This window comes from Streptomyces sindenensis (assembly GCF_014649035.1).
Taxonomy (GTDB): Bacteria; Actinomycetota; Actinomycetes; order Streptomycetales; family Streptomycetaceae; genus Streptomyces; species Streptomyces sindenensis.
Window position 1 is genome coordinate 24,666 of sequence record NZ_BMSG01000017.1, and the last position, 14,788, is coordinate 39,453.

A 14,788-nucleotide genomic window follows, 5' to 3' on the forward strand; every position below is an offset into this window, starting at 1 on the left:
GAGTTGAGTGAACGGGAAACACCGCTCCACCCCGATACGCGCCGACGGGCGCCCGCCGCCCATGTGACGCTCGACGCGGTGGCGCGCGAGGCCGGCGTCTCGCTCGCCACCGCCTCCCGGGCCCTCAACGGCACGACCCGGGTCCGCGACGATCTGCGCGGCCGGGTGCGCGCGGCGGCCGATCTCCTCGGCTACATCCCCAACGCCCACGCCCAGGCCCTCGCCAGCGCCGAGGGCAACCGTACGGTGGGGGTGATCTGCCACGACGTGGGCGACCCGTACTTCGCGGGCATCGCGAGCGGGGTGATGCGCGCGGCGGCCGAGCAGGACCTGCTGGTGATGCTGGCCTCCACCTTCCGGGAGCCGTCGCGGGAGATCGCCTACGTCTCGATGCTGCGGGCCCAGCGGGCGCGGGCGATCCTGCTGATCGGCTCCGGCTTCCAGGACCGGGCCTGGGAGCGGGCGATGGACGCCGAGTTGGAGCCCTACGTCCGGGCGGGCGGCCGGGTCGCGGTGGTCAGCCGGCACCGGTCCATGCGGGTGGACACCGTCCAGCCGGAGAACCGGGCCGGGGCGGCGGCGCTCGCGGCCTCGCTGGTGGAGCTGGGGCACCGGGACTTCGCGGTGCTCAGCGGGCCGCCCGAACTGACCACGGTGGCCGACCGGTTGGCGGGGTTCCGCGAGGGGCTCGCCGCAGCGGGCATCACCCTGGGCCGGGTGGTGCGGGGCGCGTTCACCCGGGAGGGCGGGCACGCGGCGGCACGGCAGCTGCTGGCCGCCGGGGACGCACGGCCGACCTGTGTGTTCGCGGTGACCGATGTGATGGCGGTCGGCGCGCTGGCCGCGCTGCGGGAGGCCGGGGTACGCGTCCCCGAGGACATGTCGCTCGCGGGGTTCGACGACATCCCCGTCGTACGGGAGGTGTCGCCGCCGCTGACCACGGTGGCGCTGCCGCTCACGGAGATGGGTGAGCAGGTGATCGCCCTCGCCCTGCGGACGCCGTCGCGGGCGGGGCGCTCCCGGGTGCTGCGGATCGAGGGGAGCGTGGTCCTGCGCGGCAGTACCGGTGCGCCGCCCGGGAGTTGATCGCCCGCGTCGCGCCGCCGGGGCGCCCGGGGTCAGACCGTGCGGTGGTCCTCCCGGTCGTCGATCTGGCGGACGAGTTCATGGGCCAGCGACTTGATGGTGTCGAGGCCGGCCCGCCCCCAGGGGCGTGGCACGGTGTCGACGGCACAGACGGTGCCCAGCGCGATGCCGGTGCGGTCGATCAGCGGCGCCCCGAGGTAGGAGCGGATGCCTATGTCGTCCACCACCGGATTGCCCGCGAAGCGCGGGTAGTCGCATACGTCGTCGAGGACGAGGGCCTTGCGCCGGACGAGGACGTGCGGGCAGTAGCCGTGGTCGCGGGCCAGATAGCGGCTGCTGCGGTTGCTTCGGGCCGCGGCCGAACCGAGGTCCTGGCCACCGCGGTTGCCCGCAGGGGTGTGCAGTCCGGCGAAGAACTGCCGGTTCTCGTCGATGAAGTTGACCATCGAGAAGGGCGTGGCGGTGACTTCGGCCACCTTGTCGGCGAAGGCGTCGAAGTTGTCGTAGGAGGCGTCGGGGCGTTCGCCGAGGTCCAGTTTGCGCAGCCGCTTGGCGCGGGCGGGGCCGTGCCGGTCGGTGGGCGTGAGGAGCATCCGGCCGGTGGCGAAGGATGTCACGGGTGGGCTCCGAAGGTCTGGAGTGGGGCGGGCGCCGAGGTGGCGTTGATGAGGTGCTGGACCAGGGTGACGAGGGCGCCCGTGCCGGAGCTGGCGATCCGGGCGTCGCACAGGACGACGGGCACCTCGGGGCCGAGGTCGAGCGCGGCACGGATCTCGTCCGGCTCGTAGCGGTAGGCGCCGTCGAACTCGTTGACGGCGACGATGAATCCGATGCCGCGCCGTTCGAAGAAGTCCACCGCGCCGAAGCATTCGGCGAGGCGCCGGGTGTCAGCCAGCACGACCGCCCCGAGCGCGCCCTGGGAGAGTTCGTCCCACATGAACCAGAAGCGCTCCTGGCCCGGTGTGCCGAACAGATAGAGGACATGCTGCTCGGAGAGGGTGATCCGGCCGAAGTCCATGGCGACGGTGGTGGCCGTCTTGGACTCGACCCCTTCCAGGCTGTCCGTCCCCACGCTGCTCTGGGTCAGCAACTCCTCGGTGGACAGCGGGGCGATCTCGCTGACCGCGCCCACGAACGTCGTCTTGCCGACGCCGAATCCTCCGGCGACCAGAACCTTGAGGGCCACGGGAAAGAACTCGGCGGTTCCGGTGCGGTCAGAGCTGTCGTCGTAAACCATCGAGCACTGCCTCCAGCAGGGATCGGTCGGTGGGCATGTCGTGGAAAGCGGGAGCGTGCGCGGTGACCGCTCCGCAGGCGACCAGGTCGGAGAGGATGACCTTGGCGACGACCGCGGGCAGCCGGAGGTGTGCGGCGATCTCGGCGACGGACATCGGCCCTTCGCACATGCCGAGGGCGATGGTGTGTTCCGGGCCGAGCGGGATGTCCGGCTCGATGCCCGTGGCCATGATCAGGGAGAGCAGGTCGAACGCGGTGGACGGCCGGGTCCGGCCGTTGCTGATCGTGTACGGGCGGATCAGCCGGCCGGCCGCGTCGTCGAGCAGGGGCCCGTCCTGCGGGGCCGGCATCCTCAGATCCCCGGGGTGAACGGCGCGCCGGCCGGCTGCCGCAGCGGGGTCGTCAGGTAGGGGCGGACGCTCTTGACCAGCATCGCCATCTCGTAGCCGAGCACCGCGGCGTCCGCCTCGCGTCCGGCGAGGACGGCGAGGCAGGTGCCGGATCCGGCGGTGGAGACGAACAGGAGCGTGGAGTCCAGTTCGACGACCACCTGCCGGACGTCGCCGTTGTCACCGAACCGGGCCCCGGCGCTGCGGCCCAGCGAGTACAGACCGGCGGCCAGGGCGGCCATGTGGTCGGCGCTGTCGGGGTCCATGCCGTGCACGGATTTCACCAGCCCGTCGGCGGAGAGCAGAACCGCGCTGCGGGTGTAGGGAACACGCTGGACCAGCCCGCTCAGCAGCCAGTCCAGGTCCGAGACCTGACCGGACGGCATATCGCTCGTCATGGTGTCTACTCCTTGAAGGTGGTGTCTTTACGGGGTTGCGGGACGGCCTGGCCCGGCACGAAGGGCTCGCCCGGGAACGCTCCGGGCGTGCCCGTCCCGCGGTCGGGGGCGTCTTCGGCGTGGCTGCCGCGCCGGTACGTGGCGGGGTCGTGCGGGTACGCGTCGGGCGGGTAGCTGTCCGGTACGGGCAGGCCGACGGCGGGCAGCGCGTGGTCCGGCCGCGATGTCCGGGCCGGCCCCGGCCGGTCGTGCGGTGCGGTGGCTCCGCGTACGGGGAGGGGCGACAGGGACTCCAGGGGGGCGTCGAGCGCGGTCTGCGCCCCGCTTCCGGTGGTGCCGCCGGGGTTTCCGTATCCGCCCTCGGGGCTCTCCTCCTCGGTGGTCTGGGCCTCCGCGAGGTCGACGCCGCGCCGGAAGGCGGCCATGAGGCCCGGGTCGTGCAGGGCGTGCTCGTCCTCGACGCGCGGGGCGGGCGCCTCGCGCAGCTGCGGTACGAGGCTTTCCTGGTTCGTCCGTTTGGGCAGTTCGGGCCGGGCGGGAGAGGGGGCGGCGTGGGCGCGCTCGTGGACGGCCCCCGGAGCCGGCCGGTCCTCGCGCTCATCGCCGGCCGCCGCGGGCGGGCCGCCGTGCTCGGGCGGGGAGGCGGGTGGAGCAGACCGGTCGGTGTGTTCGGCGCGCAGCGGGAGGGGCGGGGCCTCGCCCGATGGCGGCCCGGGGCGTGCGTTCCGTGCGGGCCCGGGCGTCCGGTGCGGGACGCCGGTGGACGCCTGGGGCGACGACGGTGCCGTGGCCGCCCGGGGTGCGGGGGTCTGGTCCCCGGAGCCCGGGGCCTCGGGTGCCCGGGTCCCGGCTGTCGGGGCCGGAGCCGTGGTCCGGGGTGTGCCGTTCCGCGGTGCGGTGGCGGCGGGGCTCCCGGCTTCGACGGGCGGGCGGTGGACGGCGCCGGGGGGCGGCACGGGCACGGCGTCGGGCGACGGCGGGGCGTCGGGATCGGTCCCGAGCAGCGACTGCGGAAGGACCAGCACCGCCTGCGTACCGCCGTAGATGTTGCTCTGGAGGCGGACGGCGATGCCGTGGCGGCGGGCGAGGGCCGAGACGACGAACAGGCCGATCCGGCCGTCCTGGAGCAGATGGGCGACGTTGACCTGGTCGGGGTCGGAGAGCAGGGCGTTCATCCGCTTCTGCTCGTGGTCCGGCATCCCGAGTCCGCGGTCCTCCACCTCCAGGGCGAGCCCGGCGGTGACCTGCTGGACGCGCAGCAGCACCTGGGTGTGGGGGGCGGAGAAGACCGTGGCGTTCTCGACCAGCTCGGCCAGCAGGTGGATCACGTCGGCGACGGCGTGGCCGCGCAGGGTGCCGTCCATCGGCGGGACCAGCTTGACCCGGGGGTACTGCTCGACCTCGGCGATGGCCGAGCGGAGCACCTCGGTCATGGTGACCGGGTTGCTCCACTGGCGCCGGGAGACGGCCCCGCCGAGGACGGCGAGGTTCTCCGCGTGGCGGCGGATCCGGGTGGCGAGGTGGTCGACGTGGAAAAGGCCCTTGAGGAGGTCGGGGTCCTCGACCTCGTGCTCCAGCTCGTCGAGGATCTGGATCTCGCGGTGGACGAGGGATTGCAGCCGTCGCGCCAGGTTGACGAAGACCTCGACCTTCTGTTCGTTGCCGGCCCTGCTGAAGAGCTGGGACGCCTGGACGACGGCGGCGACGGAGGCCTCCTGGGCCCGGGCCATCTCCTGTCCGAGCAGGTCGAAGGCGTCGGCCCCGGGAGTGGGGGGCGGCGAGGGCCGCCGCGCGGGAACGGACTCCCCGTTGCGGAGCTGTTCCACCACCCGCTGCAGCTCGGCCTGGCCCTGGGCGCTGGCGCGCCGAAGGGCGAGAGCCCGGTCGAGCACCTGGCCCGCCACGCGGTTGGCGCCGAGGTAGGCGGCCGCGACGGCGGCGACCGCCAGGGCGCCCGATCCGCCGAGCGCCGCCCAGAGGCTGGGCGAGGAGCCGACCCCTCCGGCGCGGGCGGTGAAGATGACGGCCGCCGCGCCGCTGAGCACGGCGGCGACGGCCGGGAGCAGCGCGGTCCGCAGCAGTTGGGGGCGGATCCGGGCGTCGGGGGAAGGCCCCTCGGCGCGCGGCCTGCTCGGGGCCGAGTGGCCGCGCGTGCCGGGGCGGCCGTGCCGCCCGCCCTCACGGCGGTCCGGTCGCGCTTCGGGTGCGCGAAGTTGAGACATCAGCGTCCTCGGTACAGGGGGCACCGGGGATCGGCGGTCGTGCCGGCGTCCATGCGGTGGCCCCTACGGTGGTCGGTCAGGCGCGGGTCATCGGTCGGGCAGGCCCGAACGTCATGAGCCCACCGTTGATCACCGGGCACACACGGTAGTCGTCAATGCCGTATGCGCGACGGGCAGTTGTCGAACTTGCCCGCCATCCGTCCCACTCTGGTATGAGCCCTCGTACGCGCGCCCGATTGCCGAGCCTTGGCCCTGGGTTTACCCGCAGGTAGGGCACCCCCCGAGGAGGCGCGATGGGGGCCGGTTACCATATGAGCGCCGCCTAGCTCGAAAGATAAACTTGTGACTGTCAATGACGACTCGTTCACCAACTGGATGCACCGCGAGGAGATCGCGGAGTCGATGATCCCGATCATCGGGAAGCTGCACCGCGAGCAGGACGTCAATGTCCTGCTGCACAGCCGCTCCCTGGTGAACAAGTCGGTGGTCAGCATCCTCAAGACCCACCGCTTCGCCCGGCAGATCGCGGGCGAGGAGCTCTCGGTCACCGAGACGATGCCCTTCCTCAAGGCTCTGACGACGCTCGATCTCGGCCCGTCCCAGATCGACATAGGCATGCTGGCCGCCACCTACCGGGCCGACGGCCGCGGCCTCTCCGTCGAGGAGTTCACCGCGGAGGCCGTCGCCGGGGCGACGGGCGACAACAAGATCGAGCGCCGCGCCTCGCGTGACGTGGTGCTCTACGGCTTCGGCCGCATCGGCCGGCTCATCGCCCGCCTGCTGATCGAGAAGGCCGGTTCGGGCAACGGCCTGCGCCTGCGGGCCATCGTCGTCCGCAAGGGCTCCGGCCAGGACATCGTCAAGCGCGCCTCGCTGCTGCGGCGCGACTCGATCCACGGCCAGTTCCAGGGCACGATCACCGTCGACGAGGCGACCAACAAGATCATCGCCAACGGCAACGAGATCCAGGTCATCTACTCGGACGACCCGACGACGGTCGACTACACGGCGTACGGCATCAAGGACGCCATCCTGATCGACAACACCGGCCGGTGGCGGGACCGCGAGGGCCTCTCGAAGCATCTCCAGCCGGGCATCGGCAAGGTCGTGCTCACCGCGCCGGGCAAGGGCGACGTCCCGAACATCGTGCACGGCGTCAACCACGACACCGTGAAGCCGGACGAGCGGATCCTGTCCTGCGCGTCCTGCACGACCAACGCGATCGTCCCGCCGCTGAAGGCGATGGCGGAGGAGTACGGCGTCCTGCGCGGGCACGTGGAGACCGTCCACTCGTACACCAACGACCAGAACCTGCTGGACAACTACCACGGCTCCGACCGCCGTGGCCGTTCGGCGGCGCTCAACATGGTCATCACCGAGACCGGGGCCGCGTCGGCCGTGGCCAAGGCGCTGCCCGAGCTGAAGGCGCCGATCACCGGCAGCTCGATCCGCGTCCCGGTGCCGGACGTCTCGATCGCCATCCTCAGCCTGCGGCTGGAGCGCGAGACCACCCGCGAGGAGGTCCTCGACTACCTCCGCAATGTGTCGCTGGCCTCGCCGCTCAAGCGTCAGATCGACTTCATCAGCGCGCCCGACGCGGTCTCCAGCGACTTCATCGGCTCGCGCCACGCCTCGATCGTCGACGCGGGCGCGACCAAGGTCGACGGCGACAACGCGATCCTCTACCTCTGGTACGACAACGAGTTCGGCTACTCGTGCCAGGTCATCCGGGTCGTCCAGCACGTCTCCGGCGTGGAGTACCCGACGTACCCGGCCCCGGCGGTCTGACGCCTCCGGCAGGCCCTTCCGTACGACGCCCGGTGCCCGGCAGGTCCGCCTGCCGGGCACCGGCGTGTGGGCGCGGGCGCGCGTGTCAGGACCCGGTGGGGGCGTCCACCGGGCTCAGCCGTTCGGTGGGCCCGGCGAAGTCGAGGAAGAGCTCCCGCGAGGTGAGGAGCCACCGGCCGTCGTGTTCCCGGAGGGTGTCCTCGTAGCGCCCGACCTGCACGGGGAGACGGGGCGGCAGCATGCCGCCGGTGTGGCCGTCCACGCGGTACGTCGTGAAGTACGTGCTCGCCGTCGCCGTCGAGACCGACGTCAGGGTCACCAGGATGTTGGTGCACAGGCGGCGCGAGAGCCGGTCGGCGGGGCGGCCGGCGAAGTAGGCCCGCAAGGCCTCCCGGCCCTCGATCCGCCGGTCCCCCGCGGCCCACTCCCACACCCCGTCCGGGGTGAACAGCTCGGCCACGTCGCCGGGTTCGCCCAGGTCGAGCGTGTGGACGAACTCGACGATCAGCCGCTCGCAGGCACGCTCGGCGATCAGACGGCCTACGGGGTCCAGGAGATCCAGGCGGCCCAGGGGATCCCGGCGGCCCCGGCCGTCCCGGGGATCCGGTGCATCGGTGATGTCCATCGCCCCATTCCACCAACGCGCCCCGGGGCCGCGCGACTTGTTTCCCGGCAGCTCCATCGCACCCGCGGCCGGGGTTCAGACCTGGCCGAGGTCCGAGCTGACCCAGCGTTCGGGGCGCAGGGTGATCACCACCTGCTCGCCGTGGTTCTCCCAGGCGAAGTCCACGTAACCGGCGACCTTCTCGGCCGGGAGGTAGCGCGCCGACACATGCTCCAGGTCGGCGCGCGTCGCGGGGCGCGTGTCGATGACGGGCCCCTCGACCGAGACGTACCGGACGGTCGGCTCCAGCCGGTCGACGAGCAGCGTGAACCGGCCTGCGGCGGCGATCAGTTCGGCCTTGCGCGAGGTGCGGCCGGTGAGGATCCGGACGTCGCCGCCCGCTTCGTACTCGTACCAGATCGGCACGCTGAGCGGGGCCCGGTCACCGTCTCCCGACGCGACGGCGAGGGCGGCGACATGGGGTTCGGCGAGGAACTGTTCGCGCTCTTCACGGGTCAGTGCCACGGGAGGCTCCTTCTCGTACGGGGATGCGGGGGCTGCCCCAGTGTGCCCCGCGCGCCGGGCCCGGCCCCCGGCACCCGCCGTCGGCGTGTCCTACGCGGTTCCCCGGGCCCGGGCCACCTCCTCGGTCCGCCGTACGACGGCCGCACCGCGTAGGGCGACGGCGCACCAGACGGCCACGAGCAGCAGGCCCACGGCAGCGAGGCCGGCGACTTCGAGAGGCTCCGGCCGCCAGCCGAGGGAGAGCCTCGTCCCGATCAGGACGACGCCGATGGCGGCCTTCTCCGGTTCGTACACGGGCACCTTGGCCGCCACGACGCGCAGGACGGCGGCCAGGGCCAGACCGATCGCGGTCCAGGCGAGCAGATAGGGCCAGAGCGCTCCCGGAGCGGCGGGCGGCAGGCCGAACTCCTCCGGCCCGATGCGGAAGAGCGCGCCCACCCATCCCAGCGCCACACCGGCGGCGGTGACGGCCGCGACCCACACCGCATGACGCCAGAGGGGGCCGGGCCGCACCTCGGCGTCCTCGGATTCGTCGGCGTCGATGGAGCCGGCGGGGTGCTCAGGAAGATCATTCATGCCCGGTCAGACGCGTACGGGGCGGCGATCGTTGCGCGTTCGGGCGGCAACTAGGCTCCGGGGCATGAGCAAGGGCCATGACGACGAGCCGATATTCATCCGCTCGAACTGGGGAACAAGTCGCTATGTCTACAACCCGAGGAACCCGGTCGGGATGGGCCTCATCATCGGGTCCCTGCTGTTCGCCGCCATCTTCCTGTACTCCCTGCGCGCCCGTAGCTCCTGGAGCGAGGGCGAATTGCGCGACGCGGTGCACGTCGCCGTCCGCGACCTGGAGGCAACGCCGCAAACGCTGGGGCCATGGACCGGCAGCTACGGGAGCATGATCCGCGACGCCCTGGAGAAGAGCGGCGAGGGCCCCTCGACCGGCGGCCTGCACGTCGAGGACGCGGACGACCCCTACGACAAGGACGCGGATCCCGCCGTCGACCTGTTCGAGGTCACGGCGGAGGACGTCGACACCACGTTCTGCCTGAGCGTGTCGCCGCCGCAACCGGAGCCGGACATGACGAGTGTCGAGGTCAGCCTCTCCATCACCGTCGCGGAGGGCGAGTGCTGAGCCCGGCCGGAGTCGGTCCCCCGGATCGGCTCCAAGGGCCGGTCCCGGCCGGGCTGAGCCGGCCAGGGCACGAGGGCCGCCGTCGGCGAACCGGCGGCGGCCCTCAGGGCTACGTCCTGCGGGCGGTCAGCGCTCCCCCGCCAGGTCGAGGTCGCCCCGCGCTGCCGGGGCGGGGCCGCGGTCGGCACCGGGATGTTCTTCGGGGAGGCGCCACGGGTGGGCGAGCGCGGGCGACAGCGCTCGCCACCACGGTGCCACGGGCAGGATTCCGGCCGGCTCGAACGGTTCGCCCGGCCGGGGGAACGCCACCGGCTGGTCCGCCTCGTCGCCGGCGTCCTTCGTCCACTCGCCCGGCTCCGCCCAGGCGTGCGGGGCCAGGTTGAACGTGCCCCAGTGGATCGGGAGCAGCACTCCGTGCGGGCGGCCGCCCTGGAGGTCCAGGTGGGCGCGCATGCCTTCGGCGGGGGTCATGTGGATGTCCGGCCAGTACTCCGAGTACGCGCCGATCTGGATCATGGTGGCGTCGAAGGGACCGTGCTCGGCGCCGATCTCCCGGAAGCCGGGGAAATAGCCGGTGTCCCCGCTGTGGTAGATCCGGTGCTCCGGGCCCGCGACGACCCAGGACGCCCAGAGGGTGTGCTGTCCGTTGCGCAGCCCGCGCCCGCAGAAGTGGCGGGCGGGGGTGGCGGTGAGGCTGATTCCGGCGACCGTCGCGGTCTCGTTCCAGTCGAGCTCGTGCATCCGGGCCGCGGGCACACCCCAGCGCTCCAGATGGGCTCCGACACCGAGCGGCACGGCGAAGACCGTGTCGGTGCCGGCCAGGGCACGGATCGTCGGCAGGTCGAGGTGGTCGTAGTGGTCGTGGGAGATCACGACGACGTCGACGGGTCCGAGCGCGGCCAGCGACAACGGGGTGGGGTGCAGCCGCTTGGGCCCGGCGAACGGGAACGGAGAACAGCGCTCGCCCCAGACCGGGTCGAACAGGACGCGTCGGCCGTCGATCTCCGCCAGCACGCTGGAATGGCCCATCCAGGTCAGCCGCAGCCCGCTGACGGGCGGTGCGGCCAGATCGGCGAGGGTGGTGGGGTGGACGGGCACGGCGCCGTCCGGCGTTCTCAGGGCCCGCTGCTCCCTCTGGAAATAGGTCTTGGCGAACTCGACGGTGGACCCGGAGGGCCGGATACGGGCCCCCACCGGGTTCTGGAAGGCTCCGTCGACGAAATGGGGCGAGCGGCGGATGCGCTCCATCCGCGCTCCGGCCGGATCGGCCCCGAAGGACTCGGTACGCATCGAGCGCAGTTTCGTGCGGAGCGGAAGCAAGTAGTCAGCGCCGGTCACAACATCTCCTGAGGGAGTCGGTGTCGTCTCATTATCGTCGGCCTGTACGACAGGGCGAGCAGAAGATGCTGAACGGGGCAGCCGGTCCGGCCGACGGGGGTGTCAGCCACGCGGCTGCCCGTAGACGTGGCCGATGCGCAGGGTGAGCAGCACCCTGCGGTCCTCGACCATGGCCCGGCGGTAGTCGTCCCAGTCGGGGTGCTCGCCCCTGACGTCCCGGTAGAGCGTGATCAGGGCCTCCACGGTGGCGTCGTCGGGGGTCTCGGCGGGGGAAGTCAGCTCGGCGGTGGCGTCGGCGACGGTCCAGGCCCACCGGTCGTCGCTCGTGACGTGGTAGCTCGCCCGGGGGTCGCGCCGCAGGTTGCGGGTCTTGGCCCGGCCCTCCGTGACCGAGACGCGGACCACCTGCTCCTCGGGGTAGTAGGCGTGATTGACGTTGGACAGCTGAGGGCGTCCGTCCTGCTTCAGGGTGACCAGAACCCCGCCGTCCTGCTCTCCGAGGAGGCGGAGCAGCGCTTGCCGATCCGGTTCGATTCGCGTCATGCAGAATGCAACGTCCGGCCCGGCCGGAGGATTCCGGTTCCGGTTCCGGTCCCCTCCCCCGGTCATGTCACAGGTCCCCCGGTCGTGTCACATCCGTCGGCCCCCGCCACGTCCTTCTGGTGAACGTCCGTTTCCCAGGTCGCCGCCGGTCACCGGCCCTCCGCCGTGCCGCCGCTGACCTGGCCCATTCGTTAGGGTGTCCCGGTGGGAAGAGTCCGGTTGAACGTGGCGGAGCGGCGTGAGGAGCTGCTGCGTGCCGCGGTCGAGCAGATCGAGATCCGAGGGGTCTCGTCCCTGCGGATCGCCGATGTGGCCCAGGTGCTGGGTGTGAGCAACGCGCTCGTCCTCTACCACTTTTCGACCAAGGAGAAGCTGGTCGCGGCGGCGTTCGCGTACGCGGCCGAGGCCGATCTCGCCCACCTGCGCAAACTGCTGGCCCGCCGCACCACCGCCGTACGCCGGCTGCGGGCGGCCGTGCGGTGGTACGCCCCGACGGGAACGGCCAAGGGCTGGCGCCTGTGGATCGAGGGCTGGGCCGCCTCGCTGCGCGACCCGGCCCTCCGTGAGGTCGCGGGCGACCTCGACCAGCAGTGGAAGACGGAGCTGGCCCAGGTCATCGACGAGGGTGCCGCCGCCGGAGAGTTCCGGTGCGAGGACCCCCTCTCGGCGGCCTGGCGGCTCACCGCCCTCCTGGACGGGATGGCGGTGCAGACGACCTCGTACGCGGGCCCGCTCTCGCGGACCACGATGCTGCGGTGGACCGACGAGGCGCTCGCCCGCGAGCTGGGCGTCGACCTCGCCGATCTGACCGGTGCGGCCGTCGCGGACGCCTCGGCCGACGGCTGACCGGCCGATCCCTCCGCCGCTCCCCCGTTTCCCGGACGAACCCGGACGGCAGCCGGCCGGCCGCCGCCGTCAGGTCTGGCGCACCGGTGCGTAGGCCGCCCCCTCCAGGCCGAAGGTCCAGGCCACCCCGTCCTTCGCCGTCCGGGTGGCGGGCGGCACCCGCAGCCAGTAGGTGCGACACGTGCCGTCCGGTTCGGGGGTGGAGTTGACCACCTCGACCATCACCACGTCCTCGTCGCCGTCGAGGGCGATGCGCCAGAGGATGCCCGTCTCGTCGCGGTGGACGGGCTCGGCACCCGACTCGGTGAGATACCGGTCGTAGCCGTAGTACTCCAGCATCACCCGGCGCAGCTCCGCGTTCTCCTCGGCACGGATCCGCTCGGGGGTGAGGGAGGGCAGCTCCTCCAGGAACGCGGCGGGCACGGGCATGCCGCGCCAGGCGTGCAGGGCGAACCCGTCCCCGTACGCGAGTGCCGGCCCCTCCCCGTGGTCGAGCCGGCCCGCCTCGTCGCGGTGCAGGACGTCGGGCCGCTCGGTGATGACGACGGCGTGCTCGTAGGGCCACCACCAGCCGGCGTTGCGGGCCACCTCCGCGAGACCCGCGAGCCGGTCGCCGTGTCCGTCGAAGGCCGCGAGCCAGGCGGCGTCGTGCTGGCCGAGCACCGCGTCCAGGAGCACCAGCCGGACGGCCGCCGCGTCCTGGGACCGGGGTGCCAGGTCGGCGACGACACCGGTCCGTATCCGCTCGGCGAGCGCGGCCGTGGTCTCCCACAGCTGGGCCCCGGTGGCGGACCAGAGCGCCGACCAGCCGGCCGGGCCCAGCTCGTCGTACATCCGGCGGCGTTCGTCCGCCCAGGGGCGGGTGCGGACCTCCTCGCGCACCGACCGTCCGGCGTCGGTCAGCTTCTCCACCGTCTCGACGGCGGCCCGGGGCGATGCGGCCCAGATGATCCGGTCCGGCTCGGCCAGTCCGGCGGTGCGGTAGGCGCGCCGCACCCCTGCCTCGGCCGCCGTCCGGTCCGCACGGCCGGTCGCCGCCGCCACGCTCCGCCAGGAATTCACGTTCTGCATCGGTTGTCCCCGTCCCCTGCTGTGCTCGTTCTGTTCCGAAAGGCTGTGTTCGCTGTGTCTACTGCGTTCGGTGCGTTTGCTGCGTTCGGTGCGTTTGCTGCGTTCGCTCCGGGTGTCCGTGCGGGCTCCGGCACGGCCGAAGGGTCAGTCCGCCACGATGCGGACCGCGCCCGGCGCGTACTCCCGCTGGCGCACGACGCGGAACCAGCCCTTGGGCAGCGGGATCACCGCGTGCTCCTCGTGCACCACCCGGCCGCCCTCGGGAAGATGGAGCAGCATCGGCCCGAACTGGCCCGCTTCCCGGATCAGCCGGCCGGGGCCCTGCACGGCGTGCGCGTGTCCGGTGACCTCGCCGAGCGCGAGCACCAGCCGTCCCCGCCCGTCGCGCAGTTCGCCCGGGGCCTCCAGGAAGGGGGCGGGCACCGCCGACTCGTCCAGCTCCATGATCAGTACGTCGCCCTGCCGGTACACAGACGTCTCCCCTCGTCGCGGCACCCGGTGTGCCGACCCTGCGAAAAACGCTACGGGCAGGGTCTGACAACGGCGCCCGGCGACGGCTGTGGCCGGGGTCCCGGTCGCGGCGTTGTCAGTGCGGCTTGATAGACCTTGCGGACAACAGCCGTTCCCAGGATCAGGAGCTCAGGGCCATGTACGGTGCGCAGCATCTGCACGAGTTCGGCGGCCTTCCGGCCGTCGACTTCCGGCACACGACCGACGAGGGCCCCCGGCCCGCCGCAGATGCCGTGGCCTGGCGTGTCTCCGTCGATCCGTACGGCGACGACGAGGACCGGTCCTGGGAGGAGGAGTTCGCCCACTTCCTGGGCGAGGTCGACCCGGCCGGGGTCCGGGCCCTGATCATCGGTCAGTGGGGCGAGGCGTACGAGGAGACGTCCTCGGTTCCGATCGGTCTGGTGATCGCCGCCGCCGACCGGCTGACCTCGCTGGAGGCAGTGTTCGTCGGTGATCTGGAGGCGGAGGAGGCCGAGATCACCTGGATCGAGCAGTCGGACGTGACGGCCCTGCTGGCCGCGTTCCCCGCGCTGACGGAGCTCGGGGTGCGCGGCGGCACGGATCTGGTGTTCCCGCCGACGAAGCACGAGCGGCTGCGGTCGCTGACGATCCAGGCGGGCGGACTGCCGGTGGAGGTGGTGCGCGGGGTGCTGGACAGCGAACTGCCCGCGCTGGAGCGGCTGGACCTCTGGCTCGGGGTCTCCGCCTACGAGGGCAACACCGACGTCGCCGACCTCGCTCCGCTGCTCTCCGGCACCCGCTTCCCCCGGCTGCACCACCTGGGCATGCGCAACAGCGAGATCCAGAACGAGATCGCCGCAGCCATCGCCTCGGCTCCGGTCGTCGCCCGGCTGCGGGTGCTCGACCTGTCGAACGGGACGCTGGGCGACGAGGGCGCGGCCGCCCTGCTCGAAGGGCAGCCGCTGACCCATCTGGAAGTCCTCGACCTCCACCATCACTTCCTCAGCGACGCCATGGAGCAGCGGGTCCGTTCCGCCCTGGAGCCGCACGGGGTGCGGGTCGACCTCTCGGAGAAGTGCGAGCCGTGGGGCGACCGGGGCGTCGAGGGCCGTTACACCGCGGTGTCGGAGTGAGCG

The 14,788-nt window shown here is 72.5% G+C and carries 17 protein-coding genes; 5 read left to right on the forward strand and 12 right to left on the reverse strand.

All coding sequences use genetic code 11. The annotated features are described in order from the left end of the window. Positions 1-63 precede the first annotated feature (63 nt). Complete coding sequence (locus tag IE145_RS19245; RefSeq protein WP_189526706.1) at positions 64-1,086, forward strand: LacI family DNA-binding transcriptional regulator; 1,023 nt, start codon at positions 64-66, stop codon at positions 1,084-1,086. 32 nt (positions 1,087-1,118) lie between these two features. Here the strand turns inward: IE145_RS19245 and IE145_RS19250 are convergent, their stop codons facing one another. The 5 genes from IE145_RS19250 to IE145_RS19270 are packed head-to-tail and all read right to left on the reverse strand — an operon-like array spanning position 1,119 to position 5,331. After that, positions 1,119-1,703: a GAF domain-containing protein gene (locus IE145_RS19250; RefSeq protein ID WP_189526517.1), complete on the reverse strand. Its 585-nt coding sequence runs from the start codon at positions 1,701-1,703 to the stop codon at positions 1,119-1,121. Then, positions 1,700-2,323, reverse strand: a complete 624-nt coding sequence (locus IE145_RS19255) for a GTP-binding protein (protein WP_189526519.1) — start codon at positions 2,321-2,323, stop codon at positions 1,700-1,702. Before IE145_RS19255 ends, IE145_RS19250 begins: the two co-directional genes overlap by 4 nt. Continuing rightward, complete coding sequence (locus tag IE145_RS19260; protein ID WP_065476692.1) at positions 2,301-2,672, reverse strand: DUF742 domain-containing protein; 372 nt, start codon at positions 2,670-2,672, stop codon at positions 2,301-2,303. Before IE145_RS19260 ends, IE145_RS19255 begins: the two co-directional genes overlap by 23 nt. 2 nt (positions 2,673-2,674) lie before the next feature. Further along, positions 2,675-3,109 (reverse strand): roadblock/LC7 domain-containing protein, encoded by a 435-nt coding sequence (locus IE145_RS19265; RefSeq protein WP_006128963.1) that lies wholly within the window; start codon positions 3,107-3,109, stop codon positions 2,675-2,677. A 5-nt stretch (positions 3,110-3,114) separates the two neighbouring features. Continuing rightward, positions 3,115-5,331, reverse strand: a complete 2,217-nt coding sequence (locus IE145_RS19270; RefSeq protein ID WP_189526521.1) for a sensor histidine kinase — start codon at positions 5,329-5,331, stop codon at positions 3,115-3,117. 342 nt (positions 5,332-5,673) lie between these two features. On the opposite strand from IE145_RS19270, the gene IE145_RS19275 reads away from it, so the two are divergent. Further along, complete coding sequence (locus tag IE145_RS19275) at positions 5,674-7,119, forward strand: glyceraldehyde-3-phosphate dehydrogenase (protein WP_069740038.1); 1,446 nt, start codon at positions 5,674-5,676, stop codon at positions 7,117-7,119. A gap of 85 nt (positions 7,120-7,204) precedes the next feature. On the opposite strand, the gene IE145_RS19280 is transcribed toward IE145_RS19275, so the two are convergent. The 3 genes from IE145_RS19280 to IE145_RS19290 all read right to left on the reverse strand — a co-directional run bounded on the left by IE145_RS19280 (position 7,205) and on the right by IE145_RS19290 (position 8,824). Continuing rightward, entirely contained in the window at positions 7,205-7,744 is a 540-nt protein-coding gene (locus IE145_RS19280) for a nuclear transport factor 2 family protein (protein WP_189526523.1), read from the reverse strand. Positions 7,745-7,819: 75 nt separating this feature from the next. Continuing rightward, complete coding sequence (locus IE145_RS19285) at positions 7,820-8,248, reverse strand: pyridoxamine 5'-phosphate oxidase family protein (protein ID WP_189526524.1); 429 nt, start codon at positions 8,246-8,248, stop codon at positions 7,820-7,822. 90 nt (positions 8,249-8,338) lie between these two features. Continuing rightward, positions 8,339-8,824, reverse strand: coding sequence for a hypothetical protein (locus IE145_RS19290; protein WP_189526527.1), 486 nt, complete (start codon positions 8,822-8,824; stop codon positions 8,339-8,341). Positions 8,825-8,888: 64 nt separating this feature from the next. On the opposite strand from IE145_RS19290, the gene IE145_RS19295 reads away from it, so the two are divergent. Continuing rightward, the gene (locus IE145_RS19295) at positions 8,889-9,383 is read left to right on the forward strand and encodes a hypothetical protein (protein WP_189526528.1); all 495 of its coding nucleotides are present in this window, start codon (positions 8,889-8,891) and stop codon (positions 9,381-9,383) included. A gap of 126 nt (positions 9,384-9,509) precedes the next feature. On the opposite strand, the gene IE145_RS19300 is transcribed toward IE145_RS19295, so the two are convergent. Further along, a complete protein-coding gene (locus IE145_RS19300; protein WP_189526530.1) occupies positions 9,510-10,721 on the reverse strand; it encodes an MBL fold metallo-hydrolase in 1,212 nt (403 codons plus the stop codon). Positions 10,722-10,823: 102 nt separating this feature from the next. Continuing rightward, positions 10,824-11,264, reverse strand: a complete 441-nt coding sequence (locus tag IE145_RS19305; protein WP_189526531.1) for a PPOX class F420-dependent oxidoreductase — start codon at positions 11,262-11,264, stop codon at positions 10,824-10,826. A 204-nt stretch (positions 11,265-11,468) separates the two neighbouring features. Between IE145_RS19305 and IE145_RS19310 the strand changes: the two genes are divergently transcribed. Then, on the forward strand, positions 11,469-12,110 hold the full coding sequence (locus tag IE145_RS19310; RefSeq protein ID WP_189526533.1) for a TetR/AcrR family transcriptional regulator: 642 nt from the start codon (positions 11,469-11,471) through the stop codon (positions 12,108-12,110). Positions 12,111-12,179: 69 nt separating this feature from the next. Here the strand turns inward: IE145_RS19310 and IE145_RS19315 are convergent, their stop codons facing one another. After that, on the reverse strand, positions 12,180-13,181 hold the full coding sequence (locus tag IE145_RS19315) for a DUF6745 domain-containing protein (protein ID WP_189526535.1): 1,002 nt from the start codon (positions 13,179-13,181) through the stop codon (positions 12,180-12,182). A 144-nt stretch (positions 13,182-13,325) separates the two neighbouring features. Further along, positions 13,326-13,652, reverse strand: coding sequence for a DUF8820 family protein (locus tag IE145_RS19320; RefSeq protein ID WP_010057996.1), 327 nt, complete (start codon positions 13,650-13,652; stop codon positions 13,326-13,328). A gap of 176 nt (positions 13,653-13,828) precedes the next feature. On the opposite strand from IE145_RS19320, the gene IE145_RS19325 reads away from it, so the two are divergent. Further along, the gene (locus tag IE145_RS19325; RefSeq protein WP_189526537.1) at positions 13,829-14,785 is read left to right on the forward strand and encodes an STM4015 family protein; all 957 of its coding nucleotides are present in this window, start codon (positions 13,829-13,831) and stop codon (positions 14,783-14,785) included. Positions 14,786-14,788 lie beyond the last annotated feature (3 nt).

Coding starts and splice junctions, on each gene's coding strand:
- IE145_RS19255 (WP_189526519.1), bottom strand. CDS start 2,323: ATGGTTTACGACGACAGCTCTGACCGCACCGGAACCGCCGAGTTCTTT.
- IE145_RS19260 (WP_065476692.1), bottom strand. CDS start 2,672: ATGCCGGCCCCGCAGGACGGGCCCCTGCTCGACGACGCGGCCGGCCGG.
- IE145_RS19265 (WP_006128963.1), bottom strand. CDS start 3,109: ATGACGAGCGATATGCCGTCCGGTCAGGTCTCGGACCTGGACTGGCTG.
- IE145_RS19270 (WP_189526521.1), bottom strand. CDS start 5,331: ATGTCTCAACTTCGCGCACCCGAAGCGCGACCGGACCGCCGTGAGGGC.
- IE145_RS19280 (WP_189526523.1), bottom strand. CDS start 7,744: ATGGACATCACCGATGCACCGGATCCCCGGGACGGCCGGGGCCGCCGG.
- IE145_RS19290 (WP_189526527.1), bottom strand. CDS start 8,824: ATGAATGATCTTCCTGAGCACCCCGCCGGCTCCATCGACGCCGACGAA.
- IE145_RS19295 (WP_189526528.1), top strand. CDS start 8,889: ATGAGCAAGGGCCATGACGACGAGCCGATATTCATCCGCTCGAACTGG.
- IE145_RS19305 (WP_189526531.1), bottom strand. CDS start 11,264: ATGACGCGAATCGAACCGGATCGGCAAGCGCTGCTCCGCCTCCTCGGA.
- IE145_RS19315 (WP_189526535.1), bottom strand. CDS start 13,181: ATGCAGAACGTGAATTCCTGGCGGAGCGTGGCGGCGGCGACCGGCCGT.
- IE145_RS19325 (WP_189526537.1), top strand. CDS start 13,829: ATGTACGGTGCGCAGCATCTGCACGAGTTCGGCGGCCTTCCGGCCGTC.